Origin of the sequence: Massilia sp. W12 (assembly GCF_037300705.1) — a bacterium.
Taxonomy (GTDB): domain Bacteria; phylum Pseudomonadota; class Gammaproteobacteria; order Burkholderiales; family Burkholderiaceae_D; genus JACPVY01.
In genome coordinates this window covers 2,022,604-2,039,294 of sequence record NZ_CP147776.1, presented here as the reverse complement: position 1 = coordinate 2,039,294, position 16,691 = coordinate 2,022,604, and the positions used below count along the sequence as shown (strand labels likewise).

Sequence of the window (16,691 nt, the reverse complement as noted above, 5' to 3'; positions counted from 1 at the left end):
GCTCATTCTCCACTGCTGACTTGGCGGCGCCGGCGCAATTCGCGCCAGGCCAGTTCATCCGGGCTGAAGTCGCGCAAATCGCGTCCGCCGTTTAAGTGCAGGGTCAGACCGATGCCGGCAGACCAGGCGCGCCGGCTCAAGTCGCGCTGCACAAACACGCCCAATTCGAGGCGCTGCTGTTGCGCCAGCCAATGTTCGCTATTGAGTTGCATGCGCACGCTGTGATTGCTGTTGCGCAAGCGCCCGCCTTCGCGCAGCAGGCTGCTGTCGTAGCGCAGGCCGAAGCGGTGGGCGCCGCGCATTTGCTGCCATTGCGCTTGCACATGGGCGGTGTCGGGCAGCAGGCTGGCCCCGCTTTGCAAACGCAGCTGGGCGCTGGCGATGGCGTCCTGCCAGGGGCGGTAGCTCAATTTATCGCTGATTTCCAAGCCCAGATTGCGCGCTGGCGTGCTGCTTTGCGTGGCGTCGCCGCCCAGCAGCGCGGCGTCTTGCGCGCTGGCGCTCTGGCGGATGAAGATGCGCGCCTGGGGTTGATGCATCCAATCCGGGTGCAAGACCCGGCTTTGGCGCACAAAGGCTTGCGCGCCGCCTTGCAGTTTTTGGCTGCCGTTTTCCTGCCGCCATAAGAGCGCGGCCTGGGCGCCCCACTGCCAGCCGCGCCAGCCCGGATCATGCAGATAGTGTCCCTGCAAGCCGAGCAGATGGGCGCGCGCCTGGCTGGCCCCGCTTGCTGCGTTGTCGCGCCGGGCAAACAGTTCGGCGCGATACCAGTTGTGACCGTCTTCATCAAAATAGCGATAGCTGGCGCCGCTCTCAAATGACAGCGGCTGGCCCTGGCGCGGCAGCAGGCTGGCGTACAGGCTGCCGGTGCCGCGTGTGACGGCGCGATGGGATAAGGCCGGGGCCAGATGAGGCCCCGCTTGCGCGCTGAGCGGGGCCGGCGCGCTGTCCGGGGCCGCTGCGGCCCGGGCGCCGGCGTCCAGTTGCGCCAGCCAGGCCGCGCTGAACATGGGCGCTGGCGCGGCCAGCAATTGCGCCGTTTGCGGACGCGGCGTGGCCGGCATGCGCGGCGCGCCAGCCTGGCGCACAAAGACGCGGTACAAGCCTTCTTTTTCGCCGGGCGGCGGGCCGAGTTTGAGTTTGTTTTCAGCTTCGTTCAATAACAGGTATTGGCTGTGGGTCTGGCCCTCGCGCCAGCTGTCCAGGCGCACCCAGGCCGGGCCGGGCAGCAGCAGGCGCAGCGGTTCGCGCGCGCTGGCGACATGATAAAAGCGTTCGTTTTCGGCTTGCACCCCGAGTCCGGGATGGTGGATTGCGCGCACGGATAAAAATTGATTGGCCCAGCCTTGTTTGAGCCACAGCTTGAGCACTTGCTGGCCGCGTGTCAGCGCCAGGCTGATGCGTTGCGGCGCGCCGGCTTGCAAGACAAATTCGCGCACTTCGCCATTGCCGATTTGCATGGCGGCGCGCAGGGCTTGCGCCGGCTGGCGCGCCACATCGCGCTGTTGCAAGAGCAATTCCATGGTTTGCGCGGCGCGGCTCTCCAGATTCAAGAGCAGGCGCGTATCGCCGCTGAGCAGGTATTCGCCGTCCACGCTCTGGCCCAGCAAGGCGCGGCGCACGCGCATGGCGGGCGCTTCCGGCTGCCAATGGGTCAGGGCGCGGCTGCGCATGCCGGCGCTGCCCTGCACGCTGGTTTGCAATTCCCAGTCGCTGTTATGGGTCAGCGCGTCAACCAGGGCGCCCAGTTCCAGCCAATCCGGATGGGCTTGCTGCAAGGCGAAGGCTTTGGCCAGCAGGCTTTTGGGCAGGCTGTCGCCCTGCTCCAGCCGCCACAGCAGGGCTTGCAGCCAATCGCGCGCGGCGTTGCGTTCGGCTGGCGCCGGCAAGGCGGCGATTGCCGCGATGTCTGCGCCGCGCGCCAGCAGTTGCGGTGCGCTGCGCCCTTGCGCCAGTGGGGTCGGCTGCGCTGGCGACGGCGGCGGCGGTGTGGCCGGCAAGCCGGCGCTGCGCGGCCAGGCCGCTTGCAGCAGGGCGCGCGCGCCTGCCGCGCCGGCGCCTTGCGGCTGCAAGATCTGGTGACAGGTGCGGCAGCCAAACCAGCCGGCTTCGCGCACCAGTGAAAATGTCTGGGGGTCAAACAGCGGCGCCGGGGCCAGCGGCGTATCGGCTTGCAACCAGGGTAAGAGCGGAACTTCGATTTGCGGTCTGGCTTGCTGCACCTGCCACAGCACATCCGCGCCCTGCCCGCTCAATTCCAGGCGATGTTCGCCCGCGCCCAATTCCAGTTCACGCCACACGGCCTGTCCCACGCCCAGGCCCTCCTCGCCTGCCAGGCGCCATTGCGGCAAGGCGCGGTCATGGCGCAGCGGCAGGGTGTACAGGGCGCGTTGCTGTTCGCCCTCGTGCAGGCTGTGCACATGCAGCTTGAACCAGGCTTGCAATGCTTGCTGGCGCTCAGGCTGGGCATGCAGGGCGCGCGCGCTGATGCGCAGGCGCACCGGGCCGTGCACCTTGAGCTGCAGCGCCCGTTGCGCTGTGCTGCGCCAGGCGTATTGGTAATGGTCGCGCTGGCTGGCGTACAGGGTTTGCGCGCCGTCATGGTCTTGCAGCAAGCCCGGCGCATCGCGCCAGCGCCAGGGGCCGGGCGCCTTGTCCTGCCATGCGCCCCAGGCGCGGCGCAAGTCGCGCAGCGCGGCGGCGTCGGCGCGTGCGGCTTGCAAGGATTGTTGCAGCTGCAAACCCTCGCGCAGCCAGTCGCGCCAGGCGGCGGGTTCGCCATATGCAGGCTCCAGCGCGCCGGGGTGCAGCGCGGCCAGATCGTGCGCCAGAGAAAAACCTTGCATGGCGGCCTGCCACTGTGCGTTGCGCGCATGCGCCAAGGCTTGCCAATATTCGCGTGCGGCGGCGTGTTTTTGCTTGCTTTGCAGTACCTCAAACGCTGCTTGCCATTGGCGCTCCAGACACCAGCCGAGCAGCAGATTATGGGGTTGCCATGCGCGCGGCAGCAGGCTGGCGGCTTGCAGCGCGGATTCGCTCTGATCATTGGCCTGCAGGGCGTGCACGAATTCCTGCAGCAGGCGCGGATCGCTGGCGCCATCGGCGCGGCGCAACTGCGCCAGCGCCACCGCCGCCAAGGTGAGCCGGGCCGGCGCATCCTGACGGAATGCATACAGCTGCTGCAAGTGGGCGCGCGCCTGTTCGCGTGCGGCCCCCTGCGTGTCATATAAAAGACGCTGCCGCGCCAGCTGTTCGGCCAGGTTGAGTTCGCCCAAGGCCAGCATGGCTTGCCATTGCGCCGCGCGCGCCTCCAGCTGCAAGCCAGGCTCCGGGTGATGCGTCAGCGGACTCCACAATTCCAGCGCCGGCAGCCATTGCTGTTGCGCCAGCAGGCTGCGCGCCTGCGCCAGTTTTTGCACATGCTGCGGTTTGATTTCTGGCGTGACCGGGGGCGGACTCACGCTTTGACTGAAGAGATTGTTTTCACTGCCGATCAGGCGCGCCAATTCTTGCAATTGGCTGTCGCGTTGCGCCGCCGGCCCGTGCGGGACCTGGCCGCGCAAGGCCTGTTGCAAATCATGCAAGCCCTGCTCGCTGTCGCCGGCTTGCCAGGCGGCCAGCCAGTCGCTTTCCTGCATGCGCCACTGGCGTCCGGCGCGCCATTGCACGCCGGCGTACAACACGGCGGGGCTGTTTTGCGCGGCGGCTTGCTCACGCCACAGGCGCACTTCGCGCACTTGCGCCGGCAGCGCGATGTCCAGATGTTGCGCCTGTATCAGCGCAGCGCTTTCGCGCGGCTGTGCGCCGCCATGCGCAAACAGGGCCGACCAGGTGCTGCCGGCTTGCAGCGCTGGGGCCGGCGCGCCGTCCTGTCCCAGCCGCAGGGCTTGCGCCTGCAAGGCGGCGGCCACGGCGTCCGGCGCAAAGTGCTGGGCGGGCGCGCTGTCTTGCAACTGCAGGACGAACGGGGGCTGCTGATCAAATTGCAGCCACAGTTTGTGGCCGGCCCCGGCTTGTCCCGCCGGCAGCGCCAGACGCAGGCTGCTGGCGGCTTCGCGCGCCGGCAAGTGGTAGCGCAAGGCCTGTTCCTGCCCCACGCCCAGCGCCGCCAGACGCACTCCTTGCAAGCCATCCAGCCAGGCTTGTTCATGTGCGCTGGCGATGATGCGGCCCCACTCGCGCTCGCCCGGTTCGCGCAAGCGCTGTTGCAAAAACCAGGCATAGCGTTCGGCCTGCGGCAGCGGTTTATTGTGCGGCAGGAGGTCGCGCCAAAAGCCCAATTCCTGCGCTGCTTCGCGCGCGGCCTGTTGTGCGGCGGGAACATCGGGACGCGCCGCGCCCAGGCTGCGCCAAATCGCAGCGGCGGCGCTGCTGCTGCCGCGCCGTCGCATATCCTGCGCCAATCTGGGGGCGGCGTGCGCCCAGGCGGCCAGACCGGCCTGCGCGGCTTGTTCCAGCTTGGCTTCATCGAGCGTCCAGGGATCAGTGACAAACCGGGCTTGCGCCGCATCGTCTTGCGGCAAGCGGTGGCCGGCATTGGCGGCATGCAAATAAGGTTCGGCCCGGCTTTTCCAGATTTGCAGCAAGGCCGGCTGGCTGGCGCGCAATTGCAGGCGGTGTGCGCCGGCGGGCAGATCAAGCCAGGCCTGGCGCGCTTCGGACAGCAAGGCCGGCTGTTCATCCAGATACAGCATTTGCCGGCTTTCCGCCCTGGCCTGCCAGAGCGGGCCGGAGAGCGGCGCGGCGGCGTCGGCCAATTGCACCTGCAATTGCCACTCCGCCTGCGCGCTGGCCACGGCTGGCGCGCCAAACAGGGCGCGGCTGCGCACCGCCAGGCGGGCCGGGCCTTGCACCATGAATTCCTGGCGCTGTTCCGGCCCGACTTGCCAATACGATTGGGCCACGGCTTCCTGCTCCATGCGCAGGACGCGCGAGGGACTGGCGGCGGCCACTAATTCCGGGTACAGCGCCAGATTGGCGAAGGCTTGTGGCCGGCGCAGCGCTAAGCTGAGCGATTCGGCCTGCGGCGCGCTGGCGGGCAATTCCACCAGATACAAGCGGGCTTGCTGCATGCTGTCATCGCTTTGTCCCGCTTCCTGCAGGCGCCAGCCGCCGCCGGGGACGGCGGCGATCTGCTGGGCCAGCAGCAAGCCGCTGCCATTGCTGCGCCAGAATTGCAGCGCGCTGCCGGGCTGCGCCTGCTCTATGTGCAAGGCGGCCCCGGCGGGCACTAAAAGCCACAGCTGGTGTCCCGCTGCGATCTGGATGTGTTGTTGCGTCCATTGCACGCCGGCGCTATGGCCGCGCCAAAACGGTGCACCGGGATGCACGCGCTCAAGCTGCTGCGGCAGCGGCAATTGCGCCGCCGCCTCCAGCGCGCGCGCATCAATTCCGCTCAACATGCGGCTGTCGGCGAGGCCGACCTGGGCCTGGGCCGGCAGCGCGCACAAGGCGCTCAGCGCGCTGAATGCTTGCAGCGCCGGGCCATGCCGGCGGGCCGGCGCGCTGCCGGCGTGTGCGCTATGAATGCGCGCAACGCGGCGGCGGTAGTGCATGCGCGCCATCATTGTCCCCCTTGCGCCAGCAAAGCCGCCAGCCAGTGCGCGCGCAATCCGGCTTGCGCTTGTAAATCGGCGCGCAATTCGCGGCTCATTTCGATGTGCACAAATTGCATTTGCGCGGCAAAGCCAGGCTGGGCGCGCAGCGCGGCGGCTTGCTGATTGGTGGTGGCGCCCAGTTCGTGCGCATCTTCGCCATACAGGGCTATCTTGCGCTGCAGGCGTTTGGCCAGTTCCGCGCGCGCCTGGCGCAAGGCTGGCGGCGGGGCGGCATGGCCGGCGCTTAAAATCATGTCCGCGTCTTGCAGCGCGCTTTGTTTGCGCTTGCCTTGTTCAAAACCGTGCAGTTGCAAGATGCGCTGCGCTTTGCCGCTGGCGGCGGCGGCGCGGGTGAAGGCGATCAGCCAGCTGTGCGGCAAATGCGCCAGGTCGGCATTGATTTGTGTCCCGTCTTCGGCTTCAAAGCGGCGCGGTACGCTGTTCCAGGCGGCGGCGCGCACTGCCGCGCCGGCTTCTATGCATAATTGCACGCCGATCTCGCGCGTCATTTCATCTTTAAAGCTGTGCGGCATTTGCAAGATGGTCTGGCCGCTGCTGCGGAATGCGTAAAAACCGCGTCCGCGCCGGGCCTCGGCGGCTTCTTGCAGCAACCATAAATCGCCCTGCTGCGTGAGTTCCATTTGCAGGGCTTGCGCTGTGTTTTGCACCTGCTTGAAGGCGGCGCCTGCGAACAGCTGGGCGAACAGGCGTTCGGCCTGCGCCATTTCCTGTGCGTCGGGCGCGCTGAAATGGCGCGCCTGGCTGGCTTGTTTGATCTGGCGCAACAGGGCCGGCGCGCTGGCGCTGGCGCTGGCGGCGCCAGGCGCGCTCTGGCTTGGCGCGGCAAGAGGGGCGGCAAGTGGCGCGGCCAAAGCTGCGGAGAGGGGCGCGAGCAATGCCGGGCACAAGGCAAAGCAAATCAGCATGGGGGTTTTATTGTGCATGTTGTTCATGGCTGGATTCGGCTTGAAAATGAAAATCGGTGCGCGCCTGGCGTCCTGCGCTGAGGCGTGATAAAGCCAGGTAGCGCGTTTGGCTGCTGCCGCTGATGTGGATGCGATAGCGTCCGGCCGGGGCCTCGGCGGGAAATGGCAGATACAGGCTCTGGCCGCCATCGCTTAATTCGTCAGCCGCACCCAAAATGCGCGCGCGCGGCCCGGCCCCGGGTTTGATCTGCGCCACCCGTTCGGCAAACAGCCAGGCCGCCAGCGGTTTGCCGACCGGCAAGGGCGGGCCTTCGATGCGCAGGCGCAAATCAGCCTGTCCGCCGGGAGTCTGGTACACGCGCAAGCTCAAGGTTTCGGCCACCGCCTGGCTGCGCTGGTAATCAAACACGATCTGCCCCTGAAAACGCTGCGCCAAGCGGCGCACCAGGGCGCCCGGGCCGGGTTGAATGTGGTTGAGCAAAAACTGCCCGCCGTTGCTGCTGTGCACGCGCAGAGTGTGCCGGCCTGCGCTGATCGGCGGCAAGACTTGTTCGGCCATCGGGCCATGCAGGCGGCCTGAGTAGAAAGGCTGGCCATTAAGCTCGATCCGGATGTCGCTGCCGCCCTGTCCCAGCCACAGCAGGCTGGCTTGCAATTGCTGGCGGCCCTGCCATGCCGGCACGATGATGGTCTGGCGCACTGCGCCTGCCAGCGGGGTGAAGGTGACGGGCAGCATTTCCGGGCGGAACGGGCTGCCCGGCTCGCGCGCGGCCAGAATCGGGCGCGCCAGCCAGGCCCCTTGCGGGCGCACTTCCTGCCAGTCGTAGTCGCCGGCCAGGATTTGCGCCTGGTCTTCGCGCACCTCAGCGGGACGGGTTTGCAGCAGCAGGCTGCGGCTGCGGTCTTGCGCGATCAGGCTGGCGCTGTCTTGCGGGGTCAGGGCAAACCAGCCGGGAATCCGTTTGCCCTTGGCGTCGAAGCTGTAGTAATCATCCGGGGCCCGCACTTCGCGCGCCAGCGCATAGGGCCGGCTGTGCGCCGCCGCCAGTATGCTGGAGGCGGGGCCGGCGCTGATGCGCACGCTGGCCGCGCGCGGCGGCAAGAGCAAATAACGTTGCTGTAGTTCGCCCAGATAGCGCCCTTGCTGCGCCGCGCTCAAGTCAGCGGGTATGGCGGCGTAATGTTCGGGTGCGGCGGACAGCGTCAAGCCGCCTTGCGCCAATTCGGCGCCGCTGGCGTCGAGAATGGCGTAATGCGCGCTTTGCGCTGCGCCCGCGCCTTGCTGCAGGCTGTAGAGCGAGAGCCGCAAACCGCTGTGCTGTTCAGATTCGGCCAGCGGAAACGTCAGGCTGCGTCCCTCTTGCGCCAGATACGCGCGCTGCCAGGTGTGCGGCGGCGTGATTTCCTGCTCGCCGGACTGTCCCGGCGCTTGATGCCAGACGCGCAGCAGGCCGGCGCGCGGAATCTGCAGTTCCAGCAAACCGCCTTCCAGCTGCAGGCTGGCTTGCATCCGGCTGTGCGCCGCCGGCCAATCCAGCGCGCCCTGTTTTTGCTGATACAGGCCGGGGCCGCGCCAGCGCCACAGGATGCGCGTATCTGTATTGTGCGGCGCGCGCGGATTGGCTTGCAGTTCCAGGCGCAGTGCGCCGCCCTGCGCCGGCGTGGGGACGGTGACATATTGGCGCGCATCAAACGGCATGCCGGGCGGCAGCGCCGGGGCGGCTTGCAATTCGCCCTCGTTTTCGTGCAGCAAGTAGATATTGCGCAGCTGGTAGTCGCGCCCGGGCTGTCCCTGCGGCCCGATGGCTTGATGCGCGTTGCGCAGCAGATTTTGTTTTTCTTCTTCCTCTAACAAGGCTTGGTGGTGCACGCTGCCGCGCGCCAGCTCTTCTTTTTGCTGCGCCGATAAGCGGCGCCAGCGTTGTTCCATGCCGCTCAGGCTGTCTGCGCGCGCCTGGTACAGGCGCAAGGCGATATCGGCCAATTCAGGTTCGAGGCCGCTCAAACGCAGACGCAGTTTGCTGACTTGCGGCCAGGCTTGCAGCGCCAGATTCAGGCTTTGCGCACTCAGCGGAAAACGCTCTTTTTCCAGATAAAACGCGGCCCCGCCTATGCTGCCATCAGCCCGTTTGACTTCCTGCAAGCCGGCTTGCATATGCAATGCGCGGCTTTCCAGCACGCGCCCGGCGGCGTCCAGCAATTCCAGCTGCAAGCTGTATTCCCAACGCCGCCTGGGGTCGGCTTGCAGCGCCTGGCGGATCGGCTGCAAGTCGCGCACATTCGCATTCGTCACCAGGCGCAAGGGGGCCGGCTGCACCGCAAATTCCAGCTTGCGGCTATCGGCCAGGATAAAGGCTTGTCCCGGTTTGGCGTGTTGCGCCAGTTTCAGGCGGGCCGGGTCGAGCGCGCTGGCGGCGGCCTGGCGCTGCTGTGCGCCTTGTGCGGCGTATTGGGCGCCGGCCACAGCCAGCAGCGCCAGCGCGCTGCCGCACATCAGCCAGCCGATGATTTTTGTGATGCGCATCTCATTCGCTCCTTGCCAGCCACCAGCTGTTGTGGTGTGTCACAAATCTGTGCGTCTGGCTCGCCATGCTTTGTCCCGGCGCATAGATTTGCACCCGCTGCGGGTCGCTCGCGGCCACATCCAGCAGCGCCAGCCAGGCCTCACCCGCCTCGGTTTGCCGGCTGATCAGCAGATACGCGCGCTGGCTGGGCTGGTCGAGCACATATTGCAGGCGCAAATCGGGCTGCTGGCGCATGGCTTGATGCAGGCGCACCACATCGCGCGTTTGCAGCCAGGCGTCGAGCTGGCGCTTGAATTCTGCCGGCAGGGCCTGGCTGGCGTGCGGCATGGTCTCAAGCAGTTGGCGCAGATCGGCGTTGCGGCTGGCTATGCCCAGGGCTTGCATTTGCGCATGTTGCGAATCGCCCTCTTCGCGCTGGCGCAAGCCGGTCCCGGCTTGCGGGGTGGCCCAGAGCAAGGCCAGTTCCTTATTCTGGCGCGTGCTTAAATACAGATTCTGGCTGCTGGCCGGGGGCGTGAACGCGAGGTCTTGCGCCCCGGCCCCGGCCAGGTGCACGCTGCGTCCCTGTTGCTGTAAAACCTGGCGCACGGTTTGCGCCAGCGGGCTTAATTGCGCGCTGGCGTTGGCCCCATCAGCCAAGGCCAGCACCATATCGGCCGGCGGCAGCTGCTGGCCGGGTTGCGCACTCAGCGCGCGCACCTGCAGCAAGAGCCAGTTTTGTTTGTCCTGTTCGCGCAAAAACACCTGGGTCAGCAAATTCATCAGATTCGCCTTATTCGCCGGCAGCAAGAGATCCGCGCTGTAATCCTGATTCGCCAGCGGACTGGCGCCGGCGATGATCAGGCCGCCGGCCTGCAGGCTGTGAAACAGTTGCGCCGCCAGCTCCAGGCTGTTGGCTTCAAAATAGGGACGCGGGGCCTGCAGCAGCACATTGCGCCAGGGCTGGCCGGATTGCACGCGCAGCAGTATGCCGCCCCAGTAGCGCGCGGCGCCGGCCTGCTCTTGCAGCGCCAGATAATGTTGCGCGCCGTCTTGCAGCCAGCGCACCCGGTAACCCATGCTCCAGGCGGCCTGTTGCACGCTTTGCAGGCGCAGCGCAAAAGCGCCATCCGCGGCTTGCGGCTGGCCGCTGCGCGCTAATTGCACCAGCGGGGTGAGCACTTCGCGGTCGAGGAAAATCAATTCAGCGCTGCCCGGCGCGCGGTAGGCATTGCTGCCGCTGGCGGCAATTGCGCTGGCCGGCGGCAGGCGCAATTCCGGCGGCAAGCCGCTTTCCACTTGCAGCAGCGGGGCCAGCGCGCCTAAGGGGTGCTGCGCCGCCAGCGCGCGTTCGCGCAAGCGCTGCAGGTGCGGTGCGCTGACATGCAATTCGGCAAAGCCGCTGTGCATGGTGTCGCGCTGCAAATTGATGCGGCTCTCTGGGCGTGCGCGCCACCATACCGGCAGGCCGGGCGCATCGTGTTGCAGCAGGCCGAGTTGCACGCCTTGCGGCAGTTCGCCCTTGATCCACAAGCCGGCTTGCGCTGATGCCTGACTGCGCACTTGCAGGGTGTCATTGCCGGACAGGGTGCGGTGAAAGACTTGGAACAGGGTATTGGCGGCTTGCAGCGGATTGGCGCGCCCGTCTGCGCCGGCCTGGCGCGCGCTGCCGCCGATGGCCAGATAGCGCGCCTGCTGCAGTTGGAACAGGTGCAGACCGGCTTCCAGCGCGGGCGCTTCATCCACCGTGAGCGGGACTTGGATCATGGTTTGTCCCGGCGCATCAAGCCGCAGCAGATACGCGCCCCAGTATTGGCGCGGGCTTTGTTCGGTCAACAGCAGATAAGCGCCCTGGCGCCGCACCGTATAGCGCGCTTGTTGCAAGTGTTTGGCGGCGGGCAAGAGTTGCGCATCGCTGCTGTTTGCCGTGGCCGATTGCAACAGGCGCAGGCCTTGCGCAAAGGCTTGCATATGCGCCGCATCCGGCGCGCGCCAGGCTGCGCCGCCCTCTGCGATCAGACTTTGATAAGCGGCCTGCTTTTCCTGCCACAACGCTTGCCGCACATCGCCGGCCAGCGGCAGGATGCGCGCCGGCGCGCTGATGGCGGCGCTGTGCTCAGTGTAGCCGCCGCTCAATGGCAGCAAGGTGAGCGCAAAGCCGGTGACGGCGGCAAGCAGGGAGGCCAGCAGCGAAGTTTGCACAATCGCCACCGACATGCGGGCGACGATTTTTTTATCATGCATTTTGATCGCCACCAGGGTCGGCAGCAGATAGCCAAAGCCATAGTAATCGCTGACTTGCAAGTGCGGCCACTGCCAGGCCACGGCCCAGCCCAGCGCCAGCTTGTAGAGAAAACTCAGATTGAAAAACAATAAGACTTTGCGCGCGCCTTCGATGGTGATGCGCTGAAACACAGGCAGGCGCAAGACCAGCTCGGCGAGCAGCAAAATACAGGCGGCTTCAATAAAGGATGTGAGAATTTTGAGCGGTTCAAACCACTGCAGCGCAAGCAGGGAGGGAATCAAAATACCGCTGAAGTCCCAGCCATAATGCAAATTCATGCGCGAGGCCAGATAGGCGGTGATCAGCAAAATAATATACGACTTGGGACTGGCCAAAAATGAGCTGGCGATGTCTTCATATAAAAAGCCCACGCTGCCCAGGGAGAAATTGCTGTATTCAAGCAAAACAAAGCGCACCAGCAACCAGGTGACGCCGATGGTGACGCACATCATCAAAGCGCCGCGCCGCAGGCCGGTTTTCCAGAAATTATTGGCCACCAGGGCGGAGATGATCAGGCCGAAGCTGTGCAAATTGTTTTGATAATCAAATTCCCAGCCGGGCTGGCGGTTAAGCCAGGCGCCAAACATGGGCAACAGCCAGCCATCCATCACAACCCGCACCGCGACGCTGATTAAGACCAGGGCAAAAAAACGGTCGCGCCCAAAAAAGCGCGCCATGCCGACGCGCATGGCAAACCATTCGGAATACAGCCACACCAGCCAATAAGTAAGCACGCCTTCAAGCAAAACCACCAGCGCAGCTTGCGGCTTGATCAACATCAGCGGCACGAGATAGCCCGGCACAATCAGCCCGGACATGACCCAGCCCAGACGCAAATTCAGCAGCGCCACCACCCACACCCCGAGCCAGACGGTGGTCACCACCGAGCTGGCCAGGCCGCCGGGCGGGAAAATCTGCAGGGGGAGCCAAGCGGCGGCGAAATCCATCTCTTATGCCTTCGCCATCTGCGCCAACAGGCTGTCGGCATCCTCGCCCAGCCAATCAAAGGCTTGCAAGTACAGGCTGGCGCGGCTGCCTTTGCCGGGGGCGGAATCGAGTTCGAGCGCGCCATCCCACTGCGCCAGCTGGTCGCGCGCGCTGCGCAGGGCGGCGAAGGCCGGATCATTGCCCTGCATGCCCTGCTGCAAGCGGCTGCTGCGCATGCCAAAACCCTGGTTGTGCAAATGCAGCCCGGCGCGCCCGCCTTCGCTGATGATCTCAATCTGCAATGCCGATTCTTCCGCCGCATCGGCAATCAAGGCCAGGAGCATGGCGTGCAAGCAGGTTTGCAAGGCTGGCGGCAGGGCAAAGCCATACACCGGAGCGCTCTGTTTGATGGCGTATGTCAAGCTGCGCGCTTGCAGTTGCGGGGCCAGATTGTGTAGTGTCTGGCGGCATTGCAAGGCCAGGTCGAGCGGATAGCAGATATACGCGCCCTGCTCGACCGAGGCCAGCAGCAATTGCGAACGCTGTTCCAGGCGCGCAAGATTTTCGGTTTTGTGCTGCAGCCATTGCCACAGCTGCAGCTGGCGCGCTGCGCCCTGCCCGCTTTGCAAGGCGCTGATGGCGCTGCGCGCCAAGGCCGGCAGTTTGCGCAGATCGTCATGCAGCAGCTGCAACATCTGGCGCCGGATTTCGGCGCTGGCGTCTTGCTGCAACGCCAATTCGCTGACATCGAGAATTTCAAGCTGAATGCCGACCAGGGCAAACGGCATATCGGCGCGCGCCTTGGCCGCATGCAAGGCGCTGGCGCGCAAGACCTGGCTGCGCCGCCCCGCCAGCGGCCACAACAGTTCGCGCCGGGCTAAAATCAAATCCTGCATCGCCAGCCGCACTTCTTCGCGGCTCTTGCCGGCCAATTGGGTCAACAGGCCGCTGGCGCCCTGCCCTTGCGGACTCAAGCCTTGTTCTTGCAGATGGGCGCGCATGGCTTGATTGATCAACAGCACGCGGCCAAACACATCAAACAAAATACTGGCGTGGCTGGCTTGTTGCAGGCTTTGCTCCAATACCTGGGCGCGCGCTTGCATATCGGCCACGGCTTGCTGCAATTGCTGCAAGGCGCCCTGGCGCGCATCGGCAAACCATTGGCGCCAGGGCGCATTCGCGCGCGCCTGCTGCGCCAGCCAGGCGCGCCGCTGCGACAGCAAAACGGCAATTTGCGCGGCAATCGCCTGCAGCGCATCCTGCTGCGATAAAAAATGCTGCTCTTGCTGCGCAGCGACGCCAAACACCAGAAAGCCTTGCACCACGCCATTATTTTGCAAGGCGTACACAAACTGGCGCGCGGATGCGCAATCGCCGCCCAGGAAATCGCGCACTTCGTGCAAAGCGCCGCTTTGCAGCGCTTGCGCATAAGGCTGGCGGCGGTAATCGCGCCGCAATTCTGAAATCGCCCCCAGGGCGCAGCCCTGCGCCTGCACTTCGCGCAGATGCCAGCCCTTGGCCGGGGCTTCCAGCAAAATCGCGCATTGCACATGCAAGGTTTGATCGAGCAGGCGCAATAAAAACTGCCAGTGCTCATCGCTTTCAATCAGGGCCGGCGGCATGCTCATTCTTTGCAATTTGCCGGACAGATTGGCGATCAGGCTTTGGGTATGGATTTCAGCGCGCCGGTTGCGCGCTTGCAGTACGCAAAAAGATGTGGCAAAACCCAGCAGAATCAGGGCGCTCAAAGGCAGCCAGGTTTTGGCGCAGAGTAAGAGCAGCGCGCCCAGCGCGAGCCAGAATGGCAGGCTGCACAAGGTCAGCCAGCCGGCCAGACGCAGGCTGACGCCTTGCAGCACCAGGCAGCAGAGTAAGCCGCACAGCAGCAAGAGTGCGCCGCTGGCCCACACCCCGGTTGGCGCGATGCGCCCGTGTTGCAACAATGAATCGAGCAGAAATCCCTGATATTGCAGGGCTGAGACGGCAGCGCTTTGTCCCGGCAAGGCATAGCTGCGCAAGACGGCTTCGCCTTGCAAGCCGAGCAGCACCACGCGATCACGCAGCAGCGCAGACGGAATTCCTTCTTGCTGCGCGCGCGCCAAGGCGATGCGCGGCAATTCATCGCTGCGGTAGGCATGGTCGGGTAAAAAATGGGCTTGCTGCTGGCTCACTCCGGCCAATTGCGCCAACCATTGCCGGGTGCTTGCATGGCTGCCGGCCGCGCCGCCGGCTTGGATGATATCGCCTGTCACCGGCGCCGGCAGATCCGCCGCCACCGCCCGCGCCCCCGCCTGGCGCCATTGCGCGCTCAAGGCCGGCAAGGCGGGCAGACTGGCATGCAATTGCGCGTAAGGAATTTCAATCAAGAGTACTTGCGGGCTGCGATGGGCCTGCGGCGCCAGGCGCCAGATCACGTGCTGCAACCAGGCGTCGGCGGCTTGCAAGGCTTGCAGGCTGTGCGCCAGCCAGAGCAGCAACGCGCACAGCAATACCGCCCGGCTTCCGGGCATCAAGCCCAACGCCCGCAGCGCCCGCATAGCAGGGACACGCCCAGGCCGCTGTGGCGTGGCCTGCCTTGGCGCAGCATGCGCGCCGGCGGCGCGCGAGGTCATCGTGCTCATGCGGGTCTCCCTGTGGTCGCGATTTACAGCATTTGTTCAGTGGCAGGCGCAGAAAAGCGCTGGCTGATCTGAGCAGCCCATAAGGCAATGGCTCAGAGATGAGAAAAAATACATATTTATGCGTGGAATTTTATTATTTTAATATTTTCCAGGCAGTATTGAATAGACTGCAATGCGTAAGAAATTGAAACATTGCCAAGCTTGCATGCTGTATAGCAGACACAAAGACAATCTTGCGGCGGCGCAGATGCGGCCTGCCTGTGGCCTTATGCCAGGTCTGCGCAACGGGGGCCGCGCGCCTGGTGGGTGCGATTGCTGAATTTGTCAAAATGCGCAGAGTTATTGCGACATCTTGCAAACTTCGCGCATATTACATGAATCATACGACATTTTCCAACATTTTCGGCGAAAACAGCATCATCTTGATTTTCAGCAAGAAGCCGCCGGATGCCATATGGCAATCTTTGGAAGATTTGCGAGCCGACAAGGCAGGATGGCAAATGATGCTTGGTTTTATGTGGAATTGACGGAAGATCGTTTTGTTTGTTGACGGTGCGCTGCAACATACCTTCCTTTTGCACATTGTTTCCAGACAAAAAGATTACAAATGTTTTATTGCCTGTGGCCATGTTTGGCGCAGAACGTCTGGCTCAAGCGCATTGCCAGCGCCTGCAGCTGGTTTCATCCAAACGCGAGTTCAATCGCGCGCCCCTCTTGCGCCGGCTCAGGGCCGGGAACATCCAGACTGCATCAGCGCAAAGAAGCGGCGGCCAACAACATGGCCCCGTCTGCCTGACATCCTTTTCCGCATCGCCAGCGGCAGAGCAACACCCCCCATCAGAACTACCCCCACTCCTGCCATTGCAGCCCCTCACTGTCCCCCGGGGCAGCTATAATGCGTGTAGCAGAAATCAGCTTGCCTCAACAGGCATCCCCCTATCTCAGCGGAGATCATCATGTCTTACAAAACAATTCTGGTGCACGTCGATGAAACCAAGCGCTGCAAGGCGCGGCTGGCGCTGGCGGCGCATATGGCGCAGCGTGAGCAGGCGCATGTGGTTGGGGTGGCGATGACGGGTATTTCACGCTTCATCTATCAAAATGCGCGCTTTGAGGATTGCGATCCCAACCTGTCTTTGCATCTGGACTTTTTACGCGAACGCGCCAAAAAAGCGCTGGCGGCGTTTGAGCCGGAAATGCGCGCCCTGGGGGTGGATTCGGTGGAAACCCATATCGTCGATGACGAAGCCGGCGCCGGTTTGTGCCTGCATGCGCGCTATGCCGATCTGGTGATCATCGGCCAGACCGATCTGGATGAAGTCAGTCCTTCGGTGCTGCCCGACTTCCCGCAACAAGTGGTGTTGCATGCGCAACGTCCGGTGCTGGTGCTGCCTTATGTGGGCGAATTTGATACAGCGCAACATCCAATCGGCAAGCGCATTTTGCTGGCCTGGAATGGCGGCAAAGAAGCGGTGCGCGCCGTGACCTATGCGCTGCCGATCTTGCAGCAGGCGGAGCTGGTGCAAATCGCGGTGTTTGATCCGGATGAGAAGCCGGGCATCCATGGCGATGAGCCGGGCGCGGATATTGCGCTGTATCTGGCGCGCCATGGCGTAAAAGCGGAAGCCTCGGTACACTATACGGATGAAGACCGGGTCGAAAAACGCAAGCTTGATGTCGGCAATGCGCTCTTGTCGCTGGCCAATGATTTCGGCTCGGATATGCTGGTGATGGGCGCGTATGGGCATTCGCGCTGGCGCGAAACCTTTTTGGGCGGCGTCACCAAGACCATTCTTGAATCGATGACAATCCCGGTGCTGATGGCGCATTGA

General features: G+C 64.3%; 7 protein-coding genes. 1 reads left to right on the top strand and 6 read right to left on the bottom strand.

The annotated features are described in order from the left end of the window. Positions 1 to 2 precede the first annotated feature (2 nt). From V8J88_RS08170 to V8J88_RS08145, 6 genes are all read right to left on the bottom strand, one after another. Positions 3 to 5,555: a hypothetical protein gene (locus tag V8J88_RS08170; RefSeq protein WP_338848904.1), complete on the bottom strand. Its 5,553-nt coding sequence runs from the start codon at positions 5,553 to 5,555 to the stop codon at positions 3 to 5. An 8-nt stretch (positions 5,556 to 5,563) separates the two neighbouring features. After that, entirely contained in the window at positions 5,564 to 6,550 is a 987-nt protein-coding gene (locus V8J88_RS08165) for a hypothetical protein (RefSeq protein ID WP_338848903.1), read from the bottom strand. Further along, positions 6,531 to 9,047 (bottom strand): hypothetical protein, encoded by a 2,517-nt coding sequence (locus V8J88_RS08160; RefSeq protein ID WP_338848902.1) that lies wholly within the window; start codon positions 9,045 to 9,047, stop codon positions 6,531 to 6,533. Before V8J88_RS08160 ends, V8J88_RS08165 begins: the two co-directional genes overlap by 20 nt. A gap of 1 nt (position 9,048) precedes the next feature. Continuing rightward, on the bottom strand, positions 9,049 to 12,258 hold the full coding sequence (locus tag V8J88_RS08155) for a poly-gamma-glutamate biosynthesis protein PgsC/CapC (protein ID WP_338848901.1): 3,210 nt from the start codon (positions 12,256 to 12,258) through the stop codon (positions 9,049 to 9,051). A 3-nt stretch (positions 12,259 to 12,261) separates the two neighbouring features. Then, a complete protein-coding gene (locus tag V8J88_RS08150; protein WP_338848900.1) occupies positions 12,262 to 14,859 on the bottom strand; it encodes a hypothetical protein in 2,598 nt (865 codons plus the stop codon). A gap of 266 nt (positions 14,860 to 15,125) precedes the next feature. Beyond that, positions 15,126 to 15,488, bottom strand: a complete 363-nt coding sequence (locus V8J88_RS08145) for a hypothetical protein (RefSeq protein ID WP_338848899.1) — start codon at positions 15,486 to 15,488, stop codon at positions 15,126 to 15,128. A 327-nt stretch (positions 15,489 to 15,815) separates the two neighbouring features. On the opposite strand from V8J88_RS08145, the gene V8J88_RS08140 reads away from it, so the two are divergent. Next, entirely contained in the window at positions 15,816 to 16,691 is an 876-nt protein-coding gene (locus V8J88_RS08140) for a universal stress protein (RefSeq protein WP_338848898.1), read from the top strand.

What these genes read in the sequence shown, in the direction of transcription:
- V8J88_RS08170 (WP_338848904.1), bottom strand. Translation starts at nt 5,555, where the DNA reads ATGCACTACCGCCGCCGCGTTGCGCGCATTCATAGCGCACACGCCGGC.
- V8J88_RS08165 (WP_338848903.1), bottom strand. Translation starts at nt 6,550, where the DNA reads ATGAACAACATGCACAATAAAACCCCCATGCTGATTTGCTTTGCCTTG.
- V8J88_RS08160 (WP_338848902.1), bottom strand. Translation starts at nt 9,047, where the DNA reads ATGCGCATCACAAAAATCATCGGCTGGCTGATGTGCGGCAGCGCGCTG.
- V8J88_RS08155 (WP_338848901.1), bottom strand. Translation starts at nt 12,258, where the DNA reads ATGGATTTCGCCGCCGCTTGGCTCCCCCTGCAGATTTTCCCGCCCGGC.
- V8J88_RS08150 (WP_338848900.1), bottom strand. Translation starts at nt 14,859, where the DNA reads ATGAGCACGATGACCTCGCGCGCCGCCGGCGCGCATGCTGCGCCAAGG.
- V8J88_RS08145 (WP_338848899.1), bottom strand. Translation starts at nt 15,488, where the DNA reads ATGGCCACAGGCAATAAAACATTTGTAATCTTTTTGTCTGGAAACAAT.
- V8J88_RS08140 (WP_338848898.1), top strand. Translation starts at nt 15,816, where the DNA reads ATGTCTTACAAAACAATTCTGGTGCACGTCGATGAAACCAAGCGCTGC.